The 18,181-nt window shown below is 32.7% G+C and carries 24 protein-coding genes and 2 pseudogenes; 13 read left to right on the forward strand and 13 right to left on the reverse strand.

Annotated features, from left to right (window positions below; translation table 11 throughout):
• The first annotated feature begins 16 nt into the window (after positions 1 to 16).
• Both C7K43_RS04560 and C7K43_RS04565 read left to right on the forward strand, forming a co-directional pair.
• The gene (locus C7K43_RS04560; RefSeq protein WP_124005783.1) at positions 17 to 304 is read left to right on the forward strand and encodes a hypothetical protein; all 288 of its coding nucleotides are present in this window, start codon (positions 17 to 19) and stop codon (positions 302 to 304) included.
• Positions 305 to 317: 13 nt separating this feature from the next.
• Entirely contained in the window at positions 318 to 560 is a 243-nt protein-coding gene (locus C7K43_RS04565) for a hypothetical protein (RefSeq protein ID WP_124005784.1), read from the forward strand.
• 76 nt (positions 561 to 636) lie between these two features.
• Here the strand turns inward: C7K43_RS04565 and C7K43_RS04570 are convergent, their stop codons facing one another.
• Positions 637 to 1,077: a MerR family transcriptional regulator gene (locus C7K43_RS04570; RefSeq protein WP_124005785.1), complete on the reverse strand. Its 441-nt coding sequence runs from the start codon at positions 1,075 to 1,077 to the stop codon at positions 637 to 639.
• A gap of 123 nt (positions 1,078 to 1,200) precedes the next feature.
• On the opposite strand from C7K43_RS04570, the gene C7K43_RS04575 reads away from it, so the two are divergent.
• Both C7K43_RS04575 and C7K43_RS04580 read left to right on the forward strand, forming a co-directional pair.
• On the forward strand, positions 1,201 to 2,061 hold the full coding sequence (locus C7K43_RS04575; RefSeq protein ID WP_124005786.1) for an aldo/keto reductase: 861 nt from the start codon (positions 1,201 to 1,203) through the stop codon (positions 2,059 to 2,061).
• Between the two features lie 172 nt (positions 2,062 to 2,233).
• Positions 2,234 to 2,923, forward strand: coding sequence for a response regulator transcription factor (locus C7K43_RS04580; protein ID WP_124005787.1), 690 nt, complete (start codon positions 2,234 to 2,236; stop codon positions 2,921 to 2,923).
• A 5-nt stretch (positions 2,924 to 2,928) separates the two neighbouring features.
• On the opposite strand, the gene C7K43_RS04585 is transcribed toward C7K43_RS04580, so the two are convergent.
• Positions 2,929 to 4,287, reverse strand: a complete 1,359-nt coding sequence (locus C7K43_RS04585; RefSeq protein WP_094243264.1) for an IS4 family transposase — start codon at positions 4,285 to 4,287, stop codon at positions 2,929 to 2,931.
• Between the two features lie 171 nt (positions 4,288 to 4,458).
• Between C7K43_RS04585 and C7K43_RS04590 the strand changes: the two genes are divergently transcribed.
• From C7K43_RS04590 to C7K43_RS04610, 5 genes are all read left to right on the forward strand, one after another.
• On the forward strand, positions 4,459 to 5,418 hold the full coding sequence (locus C7K43_RS04590) for a sensor histidine kinase (protein ID WP_226996735.1): 960 nt from the start codon (positions 4,459 to 4,461) through the stop codon (positions 5,416 to 5,418).
• A gap of 151 nt (positions 5,419 to 5,569) precedes the next feature.
• Positions 5,570 to 6,484 (forward strand): ATP-binding cassette domain-containing protein, encoded by a 915-nt coding sequence (locus tag C7K43_RS04595; RefSeq protein WP_222591144.1) that lies wholly within the window; start codon positions 5,570 to 5,572, stop codon positions 6,482 to 6,484.
• A complete protein-coding gene (locus C7K43_RS04600) occupies positions 6,484 to 7,167 on the forward strand; it encodes an ABC transporter permease (RefSeq protein ID WP_124005788.1) in 684 nt (227 codons plus the stop codon). The genes C7K43_RS04595 and C7K43_RS04600 overlap by 1 nt, the downstream gene beginning before the upstream one ends.
• Positions 7,168 to 7,195: 28 nt before the next feature.
• Positions 7,196 to 7,753: a hypothetical protein gene (locus tag C7K43_RS04605; protein ID WP_124005789.1), complete on the forward strand. Its 558-nt coding sequence runs from the start codon at positions 7,196 to 7,198 to the stop codon at positions 7,751 to 7,753.
• On the forward strand, positions 7,750 to 8,106 hold the full coding sequence (locus tag C7K43_RS04610; protein ID WP_124005790.1) for a hypothetical protein: 357 nt from the start codon (positions 7,750 to 7,752) through the stop codon (positions 8,104 to 8,106). The genes C7K43_RS04605 and C7K43_RS04610 overlap by 4 nt, the downstream gene beginning before the upstream one ends.
• 201 nt (positions 8,107 to 8,307) lie before the next feature.
• Here the strand turns inward: C7K43_RS04610 and C7K43_RS04615 are convergent, their stop codons facing one another.
• The 4 genes from C7K43_RS04615 to C7K43_RS04630 all read right to left on the reverse strand — a co-directional run bounded on the left by C7K43_RS04615 (position 8,308) and on the right by C7K43_RS04630 (position 10,324).
• Positions 8,308 to 8,517, reverse strand: a complete 210-nt coding sequence (locus tag C7K43_RS04615) for an NAD(P)-dependent oxidoreductase (protein WP_124005791.1) — start codon at positions 8,515 to 8,517, stop codon at positions 8,308 to 8,310.
• Positions 8,511 to 8,915: a nucleotidyl transferase AbiEii/AbiGii toxin family protein gene (locus C7K43_RS04620; RefSeq protein ID WP_124005792.1), complete on the reverse strand. Its 405-nt coding sequence runs from the start codon at positions 8,913 to 8,915 to the stop codon at positions 8,511 to 8,513. Before C7K43_RS04620 ends, C7K43_RS04615 begins: the two co-directional genes overlap by 7 nt.
• Before the next feature lie 7 nt (positions 8,916 to 8,922).
• Complete coding sequence (locus C7K43_RS04625; protein WP_124005793.1) at positions 8,923 to 9,513, reverse strand: type IV toxin-antitoxin system AbiEi family antitoxin domain-containing protein; 591 nt, start codon at positions 9,511 to 9,513, stop codon at positions 8,923 to 8,925.
• Positions 9,514 to 9,769: 256 nt separating this feature from the next.
• Positions 9,770 to 10,324 (reverse strand): SAP domain-containing protein, encoded by a 555-nt coding sequence (locus tag C7K43_RS04630; RefSeq protein WP_226996737.1) that lies wholly within the window; start codon positions 10,322 to 10,324, stop codon positions 9,770 to 9,772.
• Positions 10,325 to 10,684: 360 nt separating this feature from the next.
• Between C7K43_RS04630 and C7K43_RS04635 the strand changes: the two genes are divergently transcribed.
• Positions 10,685 to 11,293: a CPBP family intramembrane glutamic endopeptidase gene (locus tag C7K43_RS04635; RefSeq protein ID WP_124005794.1), complete on the forward strand. Its 609-nt coding sequence runs from the start codon at positions 10,685 to 10,687 to the stop codon at positions 11,291 to 11,293.
• 14 nt (positions 11,294 to 11,307) lie between these two features.
• Here the strand turns inward: C7K43_RS04635 and C7K43_RS04640 are convergent, their stop codons facing one another.
• On the reverse strand, positions 11,308 to 11,784 hold the full coding sequence (locus C7K43_RS04640; protein ID WP_124005795.1) for a GNAT family N-acetyltransferase: 477 nt from the start codon (positions 11,782 to 11,784) through the stop codon (positions 11,308 to 11,310).
• Between the two features lie 236 nt (positions 11,785 to 12,020).
• Between C7K43_RS04640 and C7K43_RS04645 the strand changes: the two genes are divergently transcribed.
• Positions 12,021 to 12,707, forward strand: a complete 687-nt coding sequence (locus C7K43_RS04645) for a M23 family metallopeptidase (RefSeq protein WP_124005796.1) — start codon at positions 12,021 to 12,023, stop codon at positions 12,705 to 12,707.
• 56 nt (positions 12,708 to 12,763) lie between these two features.
• Positions 12,764 to 13,111, forward strand: a complete 348-nt coding sequence (locus tag C7K43_RS13740) for a DUF4260 family protein (protein WP_124005797.1) — start codon at positions 12,764 to 12,766, stop codon at positions 13,109 to 13,111.
• A 235-nt stretch (positions 13,112 to 13,346) separates the two neighbouring features.
• Here the strand turns inward: C7K43_RS13740 and C7K43_RS13385 are convergent, their stop codons facing one another.
• The 6 genes and pseudogenes from C7K43_RS13385 to C7K43_RS04675 all read right to left on the reverse strand — a co-directional run bounded on the left by C7K43_RS13385 (position 13,347) and on the right by C7K43_RS04675 (position 16,505).
• Positions 13,347 to 13,544, reverse strand: a complete 198-nt coding sequence (locus tag C7K43_RS13385; RefSeq protein ID WP_226996763.1) for a transposase — start codon at positions 13,542 to 13,544, stop codon at positions 13,347 to 13,349.
• A 34-nt stretch (positions 13,545 to 13,578) separates the two neighbouring features.
• A pseudogene (locus tag C7K43_RS04660) lies at positions 13,579 to 13,880 on the reverse strand (helix-turn-helix domain-containing protein); the annotation flags it as partial.
• A gap of 62 nt (positions 13,881 to 13,942) precedes the next feature.
• Positions 13,943 to 14,161, reverse strand: coding sequence for a hypothetical protein (locus C7K43_RS04665; protein WP_124005798.1), 219 nt, complete (start codon positions 14,159 to 14,161; stop codon positions 13,943 to 13,945).
• Positions 14,162 to 14,553: 392 nt separating this feature from the next.
• Positions 14,554 to 15,267: a M24 family metallopeptidase gene (locus tag C7K43_RS04670; protein WP_264371090.1), complete on the reverse strand. Its 714-nt coding sequence runs from the start codon at positions 15,265 to 15,267 to the stop codon at positions 14,554 to 14,556.
• 60 nt (positions 15,268 to 15,327) lie between these two features.
• A pseudogene (locus tag C7K43_RS13580) lies at positions 15,328 to 15,630 on the reverse strand (aminopeptidase P family N-terminal domain-containing protein); the annotation flags it as partial.
• A gap of 647 nt (positions 15,631 to 16,277) precedes the next feature.
• The gene (locus tag C7K43_RS04675; protein WP_124005800.1) at positions 16,278 to 16,505 is read right to left on the reverse strand and encodes a hypothetical protein; all 228 of its coding nucleotides are present in this window, start codon (positions 16,503 to 16,505) and stop codon (positions 16,278 to 16,280) included.
• Positions 16,506 to 17,090: 585 nt separating this feature from the next.
• Here C7K43_RS04675 and C7K43_RS04680 point away from each other — a divergent pair.
• Positions 17,091 to 17,429 carry a helix-turn-helix domain-containing protein gene (locus tag C7K43_RS04680; protein ID WP_124005801.1) on the forward strand — a complete coding sequence of 113 codons (339 nt, stop codon included), beginning with the start codon at positions 17,091 to 17,093 and terminating at the stop codon, positions 17,427 to 17,429.
• Positions 17,430 to 18,181 lie beyond the last annotated feature (752 nt).

Here is an 18,181-nt window from a genome sequence, read left to right on the forward strand (position 1 = left end):
TGAAAGAGGTGAAAAAATGATGTCTTTAACAATGACCGAATTAGCCACTATTTTTATTACAGTCATCGGAGGTATAGGCATTCAGATATGGTTATCTACGAGAAAAAAATGGTGGTTAGGTTTACTATTGCCTTTGATTTCTTTAGGATATTCATTTTATATGGTCCCTCGAATTTCCTTTTATCCAGAGATTAATAACTACTTTAAATTTGGATTATACCTACAACAGAACATATTAACGATTGCTCTATTAGTTATTTATGGGATCTGTCAATGGCACATATACAAAAGTCAAAACCAATAAAGGTGTGAAAATATTGATTGCCCAAGACAAAGGCTACTTCCTTTGGCGGGAAAAAGAAGAAAGTTACTTTCAAGCGACAGATAATTGCGAATTATATATTCCTTTGCGTCCAATACAATTATCACAAGTAGACCGAGAAACCTTACCAATACTTTTACAGACAATTTGGTGTAAACGTAATGGTTATGTTAATGAAAATATTGGTGTCACTTATAAACAAGACCGGAAAATTGCCGAAGCATTAAATGTTTGGTAATCAATCACTACTTCACAAAGAGAAGCAATTACTTCATTTAGGTAATTGCTTCTTATTTTTATGGCAATTTTTGACTTTATTTTCTATCATGCTGCTCACTTATAAATTGGTCTTTTTTGTTTGTCCAATTAATCGGATTCAGCTCATCAGTGACTTCGCCTTGAAAAATTAAATCAAACTGTGTCAATTTTTCATTTAAAAACTCCAGACGTGTTTTAGTGTCTCTCAACTGCTGTTCTGTTTTTTCCCGCAAATTTACAATGATTTGATATCGTTCATCAATGGTCTGGTTGCCTTGAACACACAAATTTATATACGTACGAATTTGTCTAATCGTCATTTCACACTGCCGCAAATAGTAGATAATGATTAACCAGTTAATAGCCTCTTCATTGAATTGTCGATATCCATGAACGTCCCTTTTTAAGTGAGGGATCAATCCTTGATCAGTGTAATAACGAATCGTGTGCACGTTCATATTCAATAAATCAGCAACTTCTTGCACTGAATAATTCATAGTAAACCTCCTTTTAAAATAATTGCTTAAATAAATTGCTTATAACGCTTGCTTTAGAGTAACTCTAAAGCATTACACTCATCTTGTAAAACTTTTTTAAAAGAAGACAAGGAGGAAATAAACATGGAATATGTGACTTTGAATAATGGTGTGAAAATGCCTATCTTAGGTTATGGAGTCTATCAAATCGAAAAAGAGATCTGCGAATCATGCGTACTAAACGCTTTGGAGGTTGGTTATCGTTCTATTGATACAGCACAAGCTTATTTAAACGAAACAGCGGTTGGACAAGCGATTGCCAAAAGTTCTGTTCCTCGAGAGAAAATTTTTCTGACCACTAAAATTTGGATCTCCAATGCCGGTTACAAAAAAGCAAAACAATCAATTGAACGGTCACTAGCAGATTTACAAACGGACTATCTTGATCTACTCTTAATCCATCAACCACTCAACGACTATTACGGAACCTATCAAGCAATGGGGGAGTTTTACCACCAAGGGAAAATTCGAGCTATTGGAGTAAGTAATTTTTATGGCGATCGTTTCATCGACTTAGCAGAATTTACGGATGTTCCCCCTGCCATTAATCAAGTAGAGCTACACCCCTTTTATCAACAAAATGAACTTAGAAAAATTATGGAAAACTACAACACTGTAGCTGAAGCATGGAGCCCTTTAGCTGAAGGTAAAAATAATTTGTTCACCCACGATGTATTAACGACCATCGGAGCCAAATATCAAAAAACTGCTGCACAAGTCACTCTCCGCTACCTTACACAATTGGGCGTTGTAGTGATTCCAAAGACCGTTCATAAAGAAAGGATGATTGAAAACTTAACTATTTTTGACTTTAAACTTAACGACGAAGAAATGGCAGAAATCGCTCAATTAGATACCCATCAGCCTTTATTTATGGATCATTATGATCCATCTACCGTACAACATCTGACTGAACTGGGTAAAATAGAAACTATGGATAATTAAAGTTCTTAGCAATATTTAAAGAAGTAACGATTCGTTATAAGTCGTTACTTCTTTTTTTATTCCCCTAACATTCTTTTAAATCTCCTTGCATATTAGACAGAGTCCTCTATTTAAGGCATACTAAAAGAAATAAATGTCTATAAAACTTGTACTTAATTTGTGAGGGATGAATATGAATCATAAAGTTTTAATTGTTGAAGATGATATTTCCGTAAATGAAATGATGAAAGAGTATCTTGAAAAAGAAGGATATAAAGTCACTTCCACCTTTGAAGGCCAAGAAGGTTTGCATTCTTTTCAAAAACATCCCTTCGATTTGGTTATTCTTGATATTATGATGCCTAAGCTAGATGGTATTGAAGTATTGAAAAAAATTCGTTTTGGTCATACCATTCCAGTACTAATAGTATCTGCTAAGGACACTGATGTTGAAAAAGTTTTAGGTTTAGAATTAGGCGCAGATGATTACATCACTAAACCCTTTTCCATGATTGAACTTTCTGCGCGAGTAAAAGCTGCGATTAGAAGGGCTACCAGCTATTTAGATGAGCGAAAAGAAAAGAGTAAAGTTCAATATAAAGACTTAACTATTGATATAGAAAATTATCTAGTAGAAAAAGATGGTAAACTTTTAAATTTAACTTCTAAAGAATTTGAAATTTTAAAACTATTTTTAAACAATCCAAAGAGCGTTTTTACCAAAGCACAAATATATAATAGCGTTTGGAACGAAGACTACTATGGCGACGAAAACGTAATTAACACTCATATAAGCAGGCTCCGAGATAAATTGAACGGTAATACAACAGAATTTACTTATATCAAAACAATTTGGGGTATCGGTTATAAATTAAATGATTAATTTACTCAAGTTTCGCACACCAAATCTGGGAGATAAGCCTTGATATAACGGGGCAGAGTATCCACCCAGTGTTGGAGTTGACTTGTAATAAAATCTTGTAATTGGCTTCCTGATTCTTCACTTACCGCTTGAATAATATGTACTAATTCGATAAGAGCAGCGGACCAATCGAGTTCTTTTATTTGATCGCCCAGTTCATAAAATAAGCCACCTAAGGTCCGCTCATCATTGGCACAGCGCTGCTGCCAGCTTAATAAAATATACCGTGTGAACACAATGGTGGTGTGACAAATTAAGGCTTGATAATGTCGCGTTTGTGTTTCTTTAGTCAGATGAAGCAATGATTTCGATGCCTTAAAAAATGTCTCGATGTCCCATCTCGCCGAGTATGTTTTGACCATTTCTTGGGAAGATAAATCCAGATCATCGGTCATAATCGCCAACCAAGCACTTTTCTTATTGTGATTTTTGACAAAAACGATTTTCACGGGATTTTTGCCGGAGCTTGGTTTCACCACAATCGAGGAAATAATCGCTTCTTGTGTATATTCTTTCGTAGATTTGGCATAAAGTTCTTCCAGCTTGTATAAACGTTGATGAAAAAGGTATTTGGTTTTTCCATTTTTCACCATCCCAATGGTGTGAATCCCCATATCGTGTAATTGGTCTATCATTTTAGGGGAAGTAAACCATTTATCCATCAACACATGGGTGGCGTAAATCCCTTGGTTCAAGGCGCGTTGAACCATCTCAAGTGCCACTTCGGGCATTTTACGACTTGATTCGTTGAATCGTTTGGCTCCTACGGTTCGTTGATCTTTTTCTGCTATTGTTTGGTTCACTTTTTTCTTACCGGATAGTAACCCGAAATCAATCGGAATGAAAGAATAGCCATCGGAGAACCCTAAAGTAAGCATACGATACCCTTTGTATCCTTGTTTGAGCGCATGATCCCAAAGACGAGCTAAGCCTGGTACCTCTTGGCTTCGATTACGATAAAACGTCGAATCATCCAAGATCAACGTCCGAATATGGGTTTTCGTATCCGTTAAAGAATGGAGCTTTTCGATGACAGACGCACTAAACCGAAGTAAAAACAGACGCCAGTTGTTATGGGGATTGTTCATCCATCGATACACGGTATCTTTTTTCATGTATTGGTCGCTTTCCCGCCCACTGAGAACTTGGTTTAAGGATTTTCCTTTAAAGACGAGGCTAAAGAGAAAAGTGAATAGAATAGCCACCGAATACCCTTTTTGCTTTTCCATATGGGCTTGTTTTAAAAATTGCGTGACTTTTAATTCAGAAAAAAGGGCTTTTATTTCATTCGGTAATTGATTTTTAATAGCTTTTAAGTGTACCATAAAGGCAAGAACTCCTTTGTTTTTGGTTTGTGGTTAAATCAATTATAAAACAAAAGGAGTTCTTTTTGTATAAAAAGGTAGGCAGTCAATATCAGGACTTTTTTCGACCTAAGAGTTGATAAGACCGTTGTTTAATATCATTTTACATGTGCGAAACTTGAGTAATTTACTATGAATTCTAAAGGATGTGTTTTCGTAATGGTTTATTTCCTACTTACGATTATTTTAATTTTAGCTGGAATAATCTTCTATCAATATAAGGCTAAAATAAATAGAAATCGACAATTGAGCTATATACAGCAAAAATTAACAACAATTATCACAAATAATACAAGAGAAAATTTACTTGTTTTCACAGACGATAAACAATTGATTTCTTTGCTAACAAGTATAAATGGCTTATTGAATGCAAATCAAAAGATACTTGCTGATTATATAACGAATCAAGAATCAACTAAAAAAATGATTTCAAATATTTCCCATGATTTAAAAACACCACTAACGGTTATTACTGGATATTTAGAAATGGTTGCTCTTAATAAAGCCATCCCTATTGACGAGGAAAGAAAGATTAGCAAGGCTTACGAAAAAGCTGAAGAATTACAAACGTTAATTACCAAGTTTTTTGATCTAACTAAAATTGAATCTGGCGATAAACAGGCCTCTCTTGAGAAGGTCAATCTAAATGAGGTTTGTAAAAAATGCATGCTAGGTTTTTATGAAATATTGACCGATAATGAGTTAGAAATTTCAATCAACATCCCTAATAAAAACCTTTACGCCATAGGAAACGAGGAAATTTTAACAAGGATATTAAATAACCTAATTTCAAACGCTATCAAGTATGGCAGCGAGGGGAATATAATCGGCTTAAATTTGACTACTGATGATCAGTTTATCTACATAGAGATCTGGGATAAAGGTAAAGGAATCCAAGAAAAAGAACAAGAAAAAATATTTGAAAGACTATATACTCTAGAAGACTCAAGAAATAAAATGTACCAAGGAAGCGGTCTTGGTCTTACGATTACCAAAAGATTGGTGGAAAGTATTGATGGAAAAATACAACTAACAAGTGAGCCTTACGATAAAACTACTTTTACTATTCAACTAAAAAAATTGACTGCTTAGCTATTATACTTGCTTAACTTGAAATATATAAGCAAGTTATAATAGCTTTTTTAACTTATGAAATTTGTAAGATTTGAGTAAGAAAAAAGCTCACTTTTATTGATAGTATCTTTTATAAGGAATTCCAAACTAACAAAATGGAGTGATTAATGTGAAATATATTCTGCAAACCTACGACTTAGGAAAATCATTTAATGAAGAAGTCATACTCAATAATATTAATATGTATATTAAAAAAGGAGAAATTTATGGGTTACTTGGGCCAAACGGAGCAGGAAAAAGTACGTTAATGAAATTACTTATGAATCTGTTGAAGCCAACTGAAGGAGTGATTGAAATATTTAACATTACTTTATCAAATGGCACATTTGAAATATTTAAAAGAATCAGCGCGATTATTGAATATCCTATCTTTTATGAAAATCTTACGGCTAAAAAGAATTTAGAGCTGCACTGTGAATACATGGGATACCATAATAAAGAAGATATTGAAATTGCATTAGATTTAGTAAAGCTAAAAAATATAGACAATAAAATTGTTAAAAATTTCTCATTAGGAATGAAACAACGTTTAGGCATCGCTAGAGCAATTATCACCAAACCTGAATTATTGATTTTAGATGAACCAGTTAACGGCTTGGATCCTATCGGAATTATTGAAATTAGAAATTTAATTGAAATGTTAAACAAAGAGTATGGGATGACTATCTTAATATCTAGCCATATATTAGCCGAAATAGAACGTGTAGCTGATACCATTGGTGTTATGAGTAACGGAAATTTAGTTGAAGAAGTTTCAATGGATACTATACGAGAAAGCAGCGCAGAATATATTGAAATTGAAACAAACAATCTAAAAAAGGCCGTTTATCATATTGACTCTGAATTGAAAATTTCTAATTTTAAAATTGTTGGAGAAAATAAAATTCGAATTTATCAAACCGAAATCCCCCAAGACACTATATATAAAGAATTACTTTCTAATGATGTTTCTATTAAATCAATAAATACGATGAACAACACACTAGAAGAATATTTTTTAAAAGCAATTGGAGGCGAAAAATAATGCTGAAATTGATTCGATTAGAAATGAAAAAAACTAATTTTACTTTTTATATTCAAAGAGCATTAGTAGCAAGTATAGTAATTACTGGGTTTTTATTCGTTATGCTCTATTTTGACCGAGATTTGATCCCTACAGGAAGTGAAGAATTTCTTTTTATCACTGATAGTATTACTAGAATGGTTTTCATTATATTTTCGGGGGTGCTCATCTCAAAACTTATTATTGAAGAATATAATAACAAAACAATAACACTAATGTTTACTTATCCAATAGAACGAAAAAAAATTCTCATTGCAAAACTTTTGATTATTATAAGTTTCACTTTTTTATCAATTGTCATCACAAAAATATTAGCGCTTGCTACTTTGAGTATATTAACGAATTACTTGCATTTCATTAACGAGAACATCACCCTATCAATGATTTTTGAACATTTCAAAAATACGATCCTGTATGATTTTTCTGCAAGTGGTGTGAGCTTAGTTGCGTTATCCTTTGGAATGAAACAAATGTCTGTTAGAACAACAATTGTAGCTTCTGTTATCATAGCAATCCTTCTAGGTATAAGCAATGAAAGCATATCAGTCGGTTCTTTTATAGTTGTTCCTATAACTCTTACCACGATTGGACTGGTAATTACTTATCTTTCCATTAGTAGTATTGACCAGAAAGATGTTTTTTAAATTAAAAATAATATAAGGAATGTTTCTTATGAGCAAAGAAAATATTTATTTGATATTTACAAGTACTAAAACGCCGTTATCTAAAGTAATAGGTATATATACAAAATCAGAATACAACCATGTTTCTATTGCTTTAGATCCTGATTTTGCCATGGTTTACAGTTTCGGAAGAAAAAATTTTAATAATCCTTTTCTTGCTGGCTTCGTACAAAAAGACTTACAAGATCGAATATTTCAAAAGGCGAACTGTATTATTTATACATGTAAAATTTCTTTCCTTCAAAGTAAAAAAATACAAAAAGTACTAAACAATTTTACTAGCAAAGAACATTATTATAAATATAATTTCTTAGGTTTATTTGGAGTCATCCTTGGCAAATCCATTTCGAGAAACAACGCCTTTTTTTGTTCACAATTTGTGGCTTACGTTCTTTCCGAAGCAAGTATTGCCCTCTTTCATAAACCGCTAGAATTGACAACTCCACAAGATATTAAGCAAATTTCTCAGTTAATTTGTATTTATCAAGGTAAAGTCAATGCAATCTGTCAGTCAAATTTAAAAATACAAGGTGATGAAAAAATATGAAAAGATTAGTCTTACTTGGAGTTTTACTAATATTATCTATAGCAACTTTACTATTCGTAGCAAATTTTCAAAAAGACACAAACACAATATCTATAAATGAACCTAATGTAATCAAAGCCAGCGTAATAATGATAATTATTTTTTTCTTACCACCTATACTATTGTCATTTTTTAACAATCGATTTAGCCGGATGTTTTCTTTTTATTATCAAATTATATTTCTTTTGGGTTTTCTAGCCCTTGTTCCAATAGGACTATTTAGCTTTAGAGGCATTCCTATTACCATTTTAGCGAGCTGTGGTGCGATTGTAAGCTTATGGAGTCTTTTAATCACAAAACCGAATCAAAAGTAAGGAGCCTTTTACAATCAATTCGTTTATCTGAATTACTTGGTGCAAACTTAAAGGTCAGATTAATTATGATATTGGTGTGACCAAAAAACAAGCAATTGTGCAATAATTAGACATATGGTAATGATTAACTATCAAAATCCGTCTTCATTGAAAGAAAAAAAGTAACTACGAAATCCATTCAGTAGTTACTTTTTTATTTTATTAAAAGAGATTTTTTCCCTCTGTCACAAGATATGACGCTGCCATATCTTTGTCCCCATGCCCTTCATTAACTACACGTTCAAATCTTTTTAAGCCAGCTTGTGCAATATCCAATTGTAAACTTCCTTCTTTAGCAGCTTCTGCTACAATTTCTGCCCCTTTTAAAGCGTTGTAAGCTGAAAAGCTTGGAACGAAATTTTTTTCTAACATCTTGAAGTTTGTAAATAAAAAGGAAATTTAGTTCGACCGTTTTTAAATAACAATTTCAGTTCATATCCATTATAATCGAACTCTTCCCTAGTTTTTCTTATTCCTCTCAATTCAAAATGGACCTCACCATTTTTGTCGGTGGTTGAAACAAAGTCAGCAATATTGATAAGCATTGCTTCGGTCAAATAGATATTTCTCACTGCTGTATTTAAGTCACGAGTTACCCGATTATTTAGTCCATATACTGTAGCAAGAAGATAACCGCCTTTTAGGATCAATTTATCTTTATAGGAAGAATCATTTAATTTCACTAGCAGTTGTTCTAACGCGTACAGTCCATATAATTGTTGTTTAGGTAAATCAGTTTCTCTAGCTTTTTTATCAATTAAGTTTTTCATCTTTTGTTCACTTAACAAGATTTATCACCTTCGCTTCCACTTCCTTTTGAACACCAAATGCGTTAGCATATTTTTTTAATTTATCGATATTTTTATCTTCGGTCCAAAAATAGTTATTAATCATCTCATCAACAATTCCAGGAAAAGCTTTCCCATTGTTCATCATATCAATAACCGTACGTTCTAAATCTGTAACAAAAATAGAATTCCCGTGCCAACTATCCATTTTTACAATGCCTATATTGAATTTATCCGCCGACATATGATGAGAGTAGATGTAATTTTTTTCTGGATTGGTCAAATGATAACCTCTCGGAAATGTTAAGTGATAAACAAAGGGAGAGTAAGTACTTAAAGAATGAAGCATTACTGCAGTTTCATGAGAATATACGCCTTTAGAAAACCGTAACTGGGTTGTATATAGTTCATCAGAGTAAGAATTATCTAAGAGGTAAATGCCACCCTCAAGTTTGATGAGATCGCCACGTAAATGGGCCTTTCTTATCGATTCCTTCGTTAACCCATTTTCTACTGCCTGATCTAAAGTAAGAATCCCATTATGTTCTATAAAGATATTTTTTACTCTTTTTGTTAACACTACGCTTCACCTCTTTCAACATACTTACTTAACCTTATCAAAAAATAGCGTAGTATAAAATGCAATTGTTGCATACTATACTACAAAAAATTCTGGTTGTTTATTAGTAGACTATTTAATCATACTGTACTTATGATGCACAATAATAAAAAATTACCTTTTTTCACTCCTGTTTATACTTTTTGATATCATCAGAATATTTTTTTATTAATGTCGGACTATAAGATTTAGTTCCTTTTTCCTGCCTTACTTTTCTTCAAATAATAGAAGCGACTTTCATTTTATTTGTATATTCATTAGAACTAGGGTCATCACAAAAATCTCTAACAAAATTATTCCATTGATAAGTTCTCTCTTCTTCATTATCAATGACGTTTTCCTTATTTTGTGATTCTAAATAAGCATTAATTATACCCTTAATAGTTGCGTCATAGTCCTTCGTTCTTTCCACCTCTCTTAGCTTAATTGCCATTGCTTTTTTGAAAGAAAAATTTTTTACTTGAAAATAATTCGAAAAGAACTTCCGAGCTTCATTATTGAACGAAAAACCATTCTCAAGTAGTTTAGTATCTTCTTTCATGTCTTCAGCCTTTATTTTTTGTTTGGATCTTTCTCTTCTTCTCCTTGGCTTAAGAGACTCTGCCGGCTCTCCTTCAAGAAGACTTACAATATACTTCGTTAACTCTGCTTTCGTTCCATACGTTGGCAAACAATTTTTTCTGCAAATATCTACCAATTCTTCTTTATACCAGTAATAATCAAGAAAAGTTTTGCTGCTCATTTTAGCCGTAAATTCTGGTCTAACTGTCATCCCTACTCACTCCACGTTTATTTAATAGCTAAGCGTAAATTGTACTAGGTCTTCCTGGTCGACAAATAAATGCAAGTAACGGAGTAAAGCTCACCATTCTTTTATTCGAAAACGGAATCATGAAGAATAGTTTAGAAAAAGCTTATCCAAGAATCCAATTATGGAGAAAGAATTTGAAAAGTTTTGTCTGAAATGCAAGAGCATAATTTTCAATTTATCAGATCAAGAGTCGATCAACCTCTTATCCTTTGTCTTTGCTCAGTAACCTTGCATTATCTATCAAAGATAGCGTTCATTTCAATTATTTTATCATTTCTGCTATACTTTGTATAACGCTTACAAAAAGGGAGTGTGGTCAACTTGTTTATTCAGTCAGTCATAGATGCATTGGTTCAACTAGTCATTTTCGCTGTTATCCCTTTCTTGTACTGGGCATTAAAATTCAAAAACCAAGAAAATTTTTTCCAATGGATCGGGTTAAAAAAACCAGTATTCCACAATAAGTCTAAGTCCATTATTTTTTCAGCGCTGACTTTTGCAATACTACTTCTTCCTGGAATGCTCTTACTCTTTGTTATTGATGACAAAACAATGATTGCCAATGCTCAGTTTGCTACTAAGGGATGGCAAAGTATTGGGGGTATTTTGATTTATAGTATAATCCAGACAGGCTTATCTGAAGAATTATTATTTCGTGGCTTCTTCTTGAAAATCTTTTCCAATCTGTGGGGGCTAGGCATAGGTAGCTTTGTTCAAGCTTTGCTATTTGGACTATTACATGGCGTGATTTTGTTTGCCTCACTAAATTTCTTTTTGGTCATTACCATCATTGTATTTTCTACTTTAGCTGGTTGGCTTATGAGTTATGTAAATAATACCCTTGGAAACGGCTCGATCTTGCCAAGCTGGTTTATTCATAGTTCCATGAACATTATTTCTTCCTTGCTTCTGGCTTTTAACTTCCTATGATAAAAGTCCAACTTTTATTTTACATTATTCATTACAATAAAGTTATGTTCTCCCCCGTTCGTTTTTTGCAGTTTTTCAGTTACGTAGTTAAAACCAACTTGTTCGTAAACTTTTAATGCCCGTTGGTTAAAGTCAGCAACAGAGAGCCAGACCACTTGGCCGGAATAATTTCCCTTTAAATATTCAATGATTACTTTGACAAACCTTTCTCCCAGTCCTTTTCCAGTCAATTCCGGTTTCATGCCAAGACCTAATTCAATTTCATTTGTCGTGGGTTCTTTTGGGAATACACAGAAAAAACCAATAAGTTCTTGGTCTTTTGTTATTGAAAAAAATTTATCTCCACGTGCTAATGGGTCAATCATTTCATCATAATCTTCTTTATCAGCAGTCATATCATAAAAATCGTAAGGCGCTGGATATTTCCAATAGTCCGCAATTTCGTCCGCTTCTTTTTGACTCCTCTTTTTTATTTGTAGGTTATCAAACATTAAGTTTTCCCCTTTAATTTTTTCAAAATTGTACAAGCTCTCACTCGACTCATATTATTATATGAATTAACTTCTGTTTTATTTATATCATAATAATTAGCTTTCCTCTACTTACTGCGGGAAAATGTTCCGGTTTGTTCGTTTATCCTAAAAGCTAATATATAATCGTCGCCTTTCAACGATACTATTAAAATAACGTCTTTACTAAAAGTTCTCTCTGAAAGAAGGTAAACATAATGAATACAAATGCAATTGCCATCGAATTACCGCTACGTGGGGAATGGTTCACAGAAGTTAGTCCAGGTGATCGTCTACCAAGTCATGGAACAAATCGTTTTGGACTACGGTACGCCTTTGATTTTATTCAAGTAGACTGGGAAAAACCAAAGCATCCCACTCACGATGAAAACAACTTTGGATATTTCACAAAAGGCATTCCGTTAGAAAGTTATTATTGTTTTGGTAAACCTGTCTACTCTCCTTTTTCAGGAGAAGTCGTTACTGTTGAAAATAACATGCTAGATGGAGAGAAAGCTTCTTGGGTTCAAGACCAGACTTCAGCAATCCGCAATTCACTCTTCTTTGATCCTAAAAGAGATGGGTTTGAAACTGTCGCTGGTAACTATGTAGTTATAAAAAAAGAAGACAAGATCTACGCAGTATTCTGTCATCTTCAATCTGACTCTATCGTAATTAAAGTAGGAGAAAAAGTTCAAAAAGGACAACGAATAGGAAATGTTGGACATACTGGAAATTCTACAGAGCCTCATCTACATTTTCATTTAGCAGATGCTGCCAACCCGGAAAATGCTCGTGGACTTCCTTTTGTTTTTGGACAATACGAAAAATACGAAAACTCAAAATGGCAAAAAGTAACAAATGAAATTCCTGCTGCAAAAGATCATATACGGTTTGTAGGTTGATTTTGTGTCATGATATTATAAAAGAGTGCCATAAACAAAAGGAACGGAGCAACTTCATGAATAAAAAAATCATCTACCTAGAAAATCTATTACTTTTGCTTTTTTGTATAATTTTTTACTTTAAGTCAGATCATTCTATTTTATTATTCGTTATTTTGTTCTTTTTACCAGACATATCGATTCTTTTTTATCTTGTAAATGAACAAATAGGAAGAATTGGTTATAATTTTTTTCACTCTTATAGCGTTCCACTATTGCTATTGAGCATAAATTTTATCTGGTTCTCTTCTTCCTTAATTACAGCAATCTTAGTGATTTGGGTCGCACATATTTCGTTAGATCGAGGCTTAGGTATGGGTTTAAAAGAAGAAACGTTCAAAAAAACGCACCTACAAAAATTATAAATTTACTAGGATAATTTTGGCTTATTGGATAAATATATCATTTGAAACAACTGTTGAAAATTGGAGAGTTTGCCATTCGAACAAAGCTTTTTGTATTAGCTTGTCAACATCATTACTGTAGTATAAAAACAATCAAGATAAACCACTCTCTGAGTGAGTTATCTTGATTGTTTATTTATCATAATTTATTTTACGAACAAGTGGAACTCTGCTAATTAACCAAGAATTAAATCTTTTAATTCAGTTGGGGCTTCCGGTGAACTACTCGCCACTTAGCTAAACCCAACGGTTCTTGACGCTTGAAGTAGGAGCTTCTTTGGAATAGAGCGTACTTACAAGTGTACATCTTTACTCTCAGCGGTTTCTTCCTGTCTTGATGTCCACAGTCTGAACAGATTTGACTAGACGGAAACCATTTATCAACCTTGATTATTTCTCGTCCATACTAGCCAACATTATACTGTAATAAAGGAATTTTTATACGCTTTATCTAAATTGAGTTGTGCGTTTGCTAAAGCAAGATTATCTACCTCTTTCGGAAATGGAAACTCCTTTTTATGTTTAGCGGACGTTGTAAAAATCATTTCTTTGAAGTTTCACTTTTAGTTTCTTCGTATGAATTCATTCGGTCGCCAAGCATTAGATTATAAAACTTACGAACACAATCAAAAGACTTGGCAAAGAAAATTTCTTGCTCTTCTGTTGAATATAGTCTGAATTTATATGCTGTAATGCCGAACGAATCCCTCAGGGTTGAAATCGCATTCATTTTAGTGGGCTTTTTAAAAACTTTATCCTATAAACTATTCCAGACAATTTGTATCTAATAAATCAATGCTTCTCGTTTAAAGCAATGATATTTTCAACATGTGTTTTTGATAAAGCTACAAATGCTGCAACTAGCCCGTGTAAAGCGTTAATATCTTGCATTGAAACATCTTTCCCCGGAAGATGATCAAAGACAAACATATCTAAACATTTTACCAACTGATCCAGTGATAAACCACTTTGATAAATTTCAAAAAATAATTCTTTTTCTTCTTCTGACATCACAATCTCCTCCATTCTAAGTTTCGTTATCATAAACTAAACGAAAACATATTTACCTTATCGCAACTTATGTCTTTACCATACATTTCTTTTTCAGAAACGTCAATAGAATATTATCGTAAAACGAAACTTTTTATTTCTTTTTCAGCTGTTTCGCTATAATAGTTGCTTAATCAGAAACAAAAGAAATCTCAAATAGGCCTGTTGTGATTTTAACTCTCTCGCATTACCAATTTAAGAGAGACAACGCTGAAGTCAGGCATTAGCACAACTTACACAGGAAATAACATTTCAGAAAAAACAAGCAAGATAATTCACTCAAAGAGTAGATTATCTTGCTTGTTTAATTTATTTATTACAACTTATTTTACTAACAAGTGAGATCCTGCTAATTAGCCAAGAATTAAATCCTCTAATTCAGTTGGCCCTTCTGTTAGAATACGATACCCGTCTGAAGTGATTAAAACTGAATCTGAGTGACGGAAACCGCCCAATCCTTTCACATAAAGACCTGGTTCTACTGAAATGACCATATTTTCAGTTAACAAATTATCATTTCCGCGAGAGATTGTAGGGTCTTCATGGTTATTTAAGCCTAAACCGTGTCCTGGACGGTGAAGAACCTTATCTGCTACACCGCGACTTTCCAAATAATCCATAACTTTCTCTTCAATGGAGCTAGCTTTAACGCCTGGACGTAACATATCTAGCATTATTTTTCTAGCTTCCATCATTATGTTGAAATATTCTTTTGCTTCTTCACTAGGTTCTTCAGTAAAGAAGGTACGTTCGCATTCAGCTGCATAACCATCTAATTTGAAGATAGCAATGTCAACGTTCGCTCCTTTTCCAATTACAGAATCTGCCTTGACGACACTGTGTGGCATATAACTGTAGTCAGCTGGCCAAACCGCGTTTTGTGTCCGATCGTGTGACTCCTTGAATTTATCCAAATCTTCTTGATGGTATTTGAAAGGAACTTGGAAAGTTTCACCGACCGTCGTTCCTGTTTTAACCATATCTAAAGTTGATCTTACAACAGAACTAGTTAGCTTAGCTACTGCTTCAATTTTTGCGACTTCATAATCACTTTTGATTGTACGCAATTCTTTAACATAATCTGCGACGACCCAATGAGCATCTACTGAATTCGTTACAAATAGAGGTGAATTTTGTTCAATACCAATCTTATCTAATGGTTTCAGGTAGTCCTGCAAAACATCATACCAATTGTCGCCAGGTTTTGAAGTCACATCAAAATAAGTAGCTAAGTCATAATCTAGATAAGAAACATCTACGTGAGATTCTTCCAGTTTAGGAACAATGAATAGCGGTTTTTTATCTGGAAAAGCGATAAAAAAGAACGGCCTTTGTTCTGGACTGTATGCAATATTAGAAAAGTACCAGATATCTTCAGGATCCGTTATCACATAGGCATCCAAGCTGTTTTCCTTTAGTAATGCTTGTAAGTTTTTATTTCGATTTTTAGTTCAGTTTCAAAAGTTTCCATTTAAAACATCCTCTCTATTGTTTCGTGTGTTTTCATTCTTAAATATCTAACCAGTAGAGCTAAATCCTTATTATATTTTAGCAAAACTGTCCGTTTTAATACAAATTCAGTATAAAATGTATGCTACCTTTCAATCAACACCTTCTTTATATCAGACATGATTTCTCGTTTTTCTTAGAGAATAGCCTGTCTACAAAAGAAAACTATTCAATTTTCCACAAAAAACTTATTATAAAGTTGTCTAGATAGCACTTTTGCTATTCTTAATTTGAAAAAGTTTCAATCACAGCTATTAATTGACCATTATCAAGTAATCATGCTGCAACTAAGACTTTAGAAAATTTTTCCTACCCTTTTTTCTTATCATTTTTATCGAACAAACAAAAATGTTGAGGTTTATAAATGAAACCATTATTTTGTTAAATAAAATTATCTATGAATGCATTTATAGAAATTACGCTATGTGCCTATAAGTTGCCAATATTTAAAGACTTAATACTGTCAGTTTTGCTAAAGTATTAAGTCTTTTCTTCTTGAGTTATTTAAAATTTTTTGTCTTGTCTTTCATAAGATTTTTGTCCAATACCTTTTCACTATTAATGCTTATCAGTCTAACAAATCATTAAAAGTAGTAATATCTTTAATATGACTTTTTGATAAAGCTATGAATGCTGACGTTAATCCATGCAGAGCATTAATATCTTCCATCGTAACATCTAGTCCAGAAAGTTGTTCAAGGACGAAAAGGTCTAAATACTGAATCAATTGGTCTAATTCAAAACCACTTTGGTAAACTGCACTAAATAATTGTCTTCTTTCTTCTTCAGTCATCATTATCTCCTCCATTCTATTACTTTATTTCTCTCAATTGTTCTGAGTAACGATTGGCACAACCATAGTGTTGCTCAGCTAATAAAATCACCGCAAAAACAGATCCTCAAATTGATTTGATTTGATCCAAGGTATATCACAAAAAGTGCATAGCCCATAAATTGCGTCTTTTAACACAGTTACATCAACTTTGTGATCATCAATGTTTACAGTTTTTTATCCATTCCTCTCTTCCATCTGTTTATATTTTCTTGAGTTTTCCTTTCAATTAACTTGTTTACTTAGCGCTTTTCACAATTTTAATATAAACATGCTTTAAGAAAATAAGGTTATTTAAGTCTTTTATTTTCTCGTAAATTTCTTTTTAAGAAACTTTATTTTTAGATTAAAATACTGATTTAAAGCCAAATTTAATATTTATAGTGGTTGATAGATTGTTTCTGTTTCTATTATTGCAACTATTAACTCAAGGATATATTTCCCTTTTAGAAACGTCAATAGTTTTTTATTAAATATCGCAACTTATTATTTCTTTTTGAGCTACCGTGTTATTATAATTGCGTAATTAGCAACGAAAGGAGCATAAATATGCCCGATAACGTTTTAATATCAAGAATTATCAATTTAAGAGAAGCAAATAATTGGACCCAAGTTGAACTAGGAAGAAAACTTAATCTAGATAAATCAACGATGAATAAGATTGAAAATGGCACAAGGAAAGTATCTACTAACGAGCTGGAAAAGATCGCTGATGTTTTTGGTGTTTCTACTGATTATCTGCTAGGAAGAGAGCATAAAGAATACGAGCTTCCTGAAAGTAAAAGCCAGACAGTAGCAAATCATATGGGAGATAATGTCTCAGAAGATGAAATGGAAAACATCCTTAGCTATATTGAGTTTATTAAACAGAGAAATAAAAAGAAGTAAACGAATATAATAAAAAGGTTGAAATGGTTATCTTTTCGTTTTAAAAACTCTATGCAAATTTCAAGTACAAGTTAGTCAGTCTTGTAAATCAACTTGTTACTGCATTCAAAATATTCCTTAGTACTGATTATACAATGGCTTATCCGCTTGTTCCGTCGGTGGGAGCTTTTTGAACATTGTAGTTTTAAGTATTTTCCCTTGCGTGGTTTTGTGCTATGTTCAAATTTCGTCATTGTAAATTTATCCTTTATTGATAGTGTGGAGTCTTCAATAATACATGAAATTTCCCAATGACGGTTTTTAATGCTCAGAAGCGGCTAAGTTTATTATAAAATTCGCGTTAATAGCTATTGAAAATATTTTGCTAATTATATCAAAGAAAACGCCTTGCCTATCATCCAGGTAAATTTTAAACGATTATTTCAAGACAAATACGCTTTAAGTAACTTTTATCAATTATCCTTATTAAATATTAAATTTTTGGTGGATTAAATACCAATTTTGTACCTTTTTCAGCAAAATCAGATGCTAAATTTTGTTTCTGTCCCCTAAAGCTTCCCCTTTTATCAGGGTTAATTACTACTTTAATAGACATTGGAAATATGCTTACTATGACCTTACTGTTAGCTACTCCAATAAGCAATTCAAACAAACCTTCCAACTTAGTCATTAGCTTAACAGGAATCAGTTTTTGTTAAATAATTTATACCTTTCTTACAACATTGTTTCTGTAACCACACCCTAAATGGGAA

It is taken from the genome of Tetragenococcus koreensis (genome assembly GCF_003795145.1).
Lineage (GTDB): Bacteria > Bacillota > Bacilli > Lactobacillales > Enterococcaceae > Tetragenococcus > Tetragenococcus koreensis.

What these genes read in the sequence shown, in the direction of transcription:
- C7K43_RS04620 (WP_124005792.1), bottom strand. Translation starts at nt 8,915, where the DNA reads ATGAAAAACTTAATTGATAAAAAAGCTAGAGAAACTGATTTACCTAAA.
- C7K43_RS04665 (WP_124005798.1), bottom strand. Translation starts at nt 14,161, where the DNA reads ATGTCAGAAGAAGAAAAAGAATTATTTTTTGAAATTTATCAAAGTGGT.
- C7K43_RS04590 (WP_226996735.1), top strand. Translation starts at nt 4,459, where the DNA reads ATGAATTCTAAAGGATGTGTTTTCGTAATGGTTTATTTCCTACTTACG.
- C7K43_RS04605 (WP_124005789.1), top strand. Translation starts at nt 7,196, where the DNA reads ATGAGCAAAGAAAATATTTATTTGATATTTACAAGTACTAAAACGCCG.
- C7K43_RS04575 (WP_124005786.1), top strand. Translation starts at nt 1,201, where the DNA reads ATGGAATATGTGACTTTGAATAATGGTGTGAAAATGCCTATCTTAGGT.
- C7K43_RS04645 (WP_124005796.1), top strand. Translation starts at nt 12,021, where the DNA reads ATGAATACAAATGCAATTGCCATCGAATTACCGCTACGTGGGGAATGG.
- C7K43_RS04570 (WP_124005785.1), bottom strand. Translation starts at nt 1,077, where the DNA reads ATGAATTATTCAGTGCAAGAAGTTGCTGATTTATTGAATATGAACGTG.
- C7K43_RS04615 (WP_124005791.1), bottom strand. Translation starts at nt 8,517, where the DNA reads ATGTTAGAAAAAAATTTCGTTCCAAGCTTTTCAGCTTACAACGCTTTA.
- C7K43_RS04640 (WP_124005795.1), bottom strand. Translation starts at nt 11,784, where the DNA reads ATGTTTGATAACCTACAAATAAAAAAGAGGAGTCAAAAAGAAGCGGAC.
- C7K43_RS04630 (WP_226996737.1), bottom strand. Translation starts at nt 10,324, where the DNA reads ATGACAGTTAGACCAGAATTTACGGCTAAAATGAGCAGCAAAACTTTT.
- C7K43_RS04610 (WP_124005790.1), top strand. Translation starts at nt 7,750, where the DNA reads ATGAAAAGATTAGTCTTACTTGGAGTTTTACTAATATTATCTATAGCA.
- C7K43_RS04585 (WP_094243264.1), bottom strand. Translation starts at nt 4,287, where the DNA reads ATGGTACACTTAAAAGCTATTAAAAATCAATTACCGAATGAAATAAAA.
- C7K43_RS13740 (WP_124005797.1), top strand. Translation starts at nt 12,764, where the DNA reads ATGAATAAAAAAATCATCTACCTAGAAAATCTATTACTTTTGCTTTTT.
- C7K43_RS04560 (WP_124005783.1), top strand. Translation starts at nt 17, where the DNA reads ATGATGTCTTTAACAATGACCGAATTAGCCACTATTTTTATTACAGTC.
- C7K43_RS04675 (WP_124005800.1), bottom strand. Translation starts at nt 16,505, where the DNA reads ATGATGACTGAAGAAGAAAGAAGACAATTATTTAGTGCAGTTTACCAA.
- C7K43_RS04600 (WP_124005788.1), top strand. Translation starts at nt 6,484, where the DNA reads ATGCTGAAATTGATTCGATTAGAAATGAAAAAAACTAATTTTACTTTT.
- C7K43_RS04580 (WP_124005787.1), top strand. Translation starts at nt 2,234, where the DNA reads ATGAATCATAAAGTTTTAATTGTTGAAGATGATATTTCCGTAAATGAA.
- C7K43_RS04680 (WP_124005801.1), top strand. Translation starts at nt 17,091, where the DNA reads ATGCCCGATAACGTTTTAATATCAAGAATTATCAATTTAAGAGAAGCA.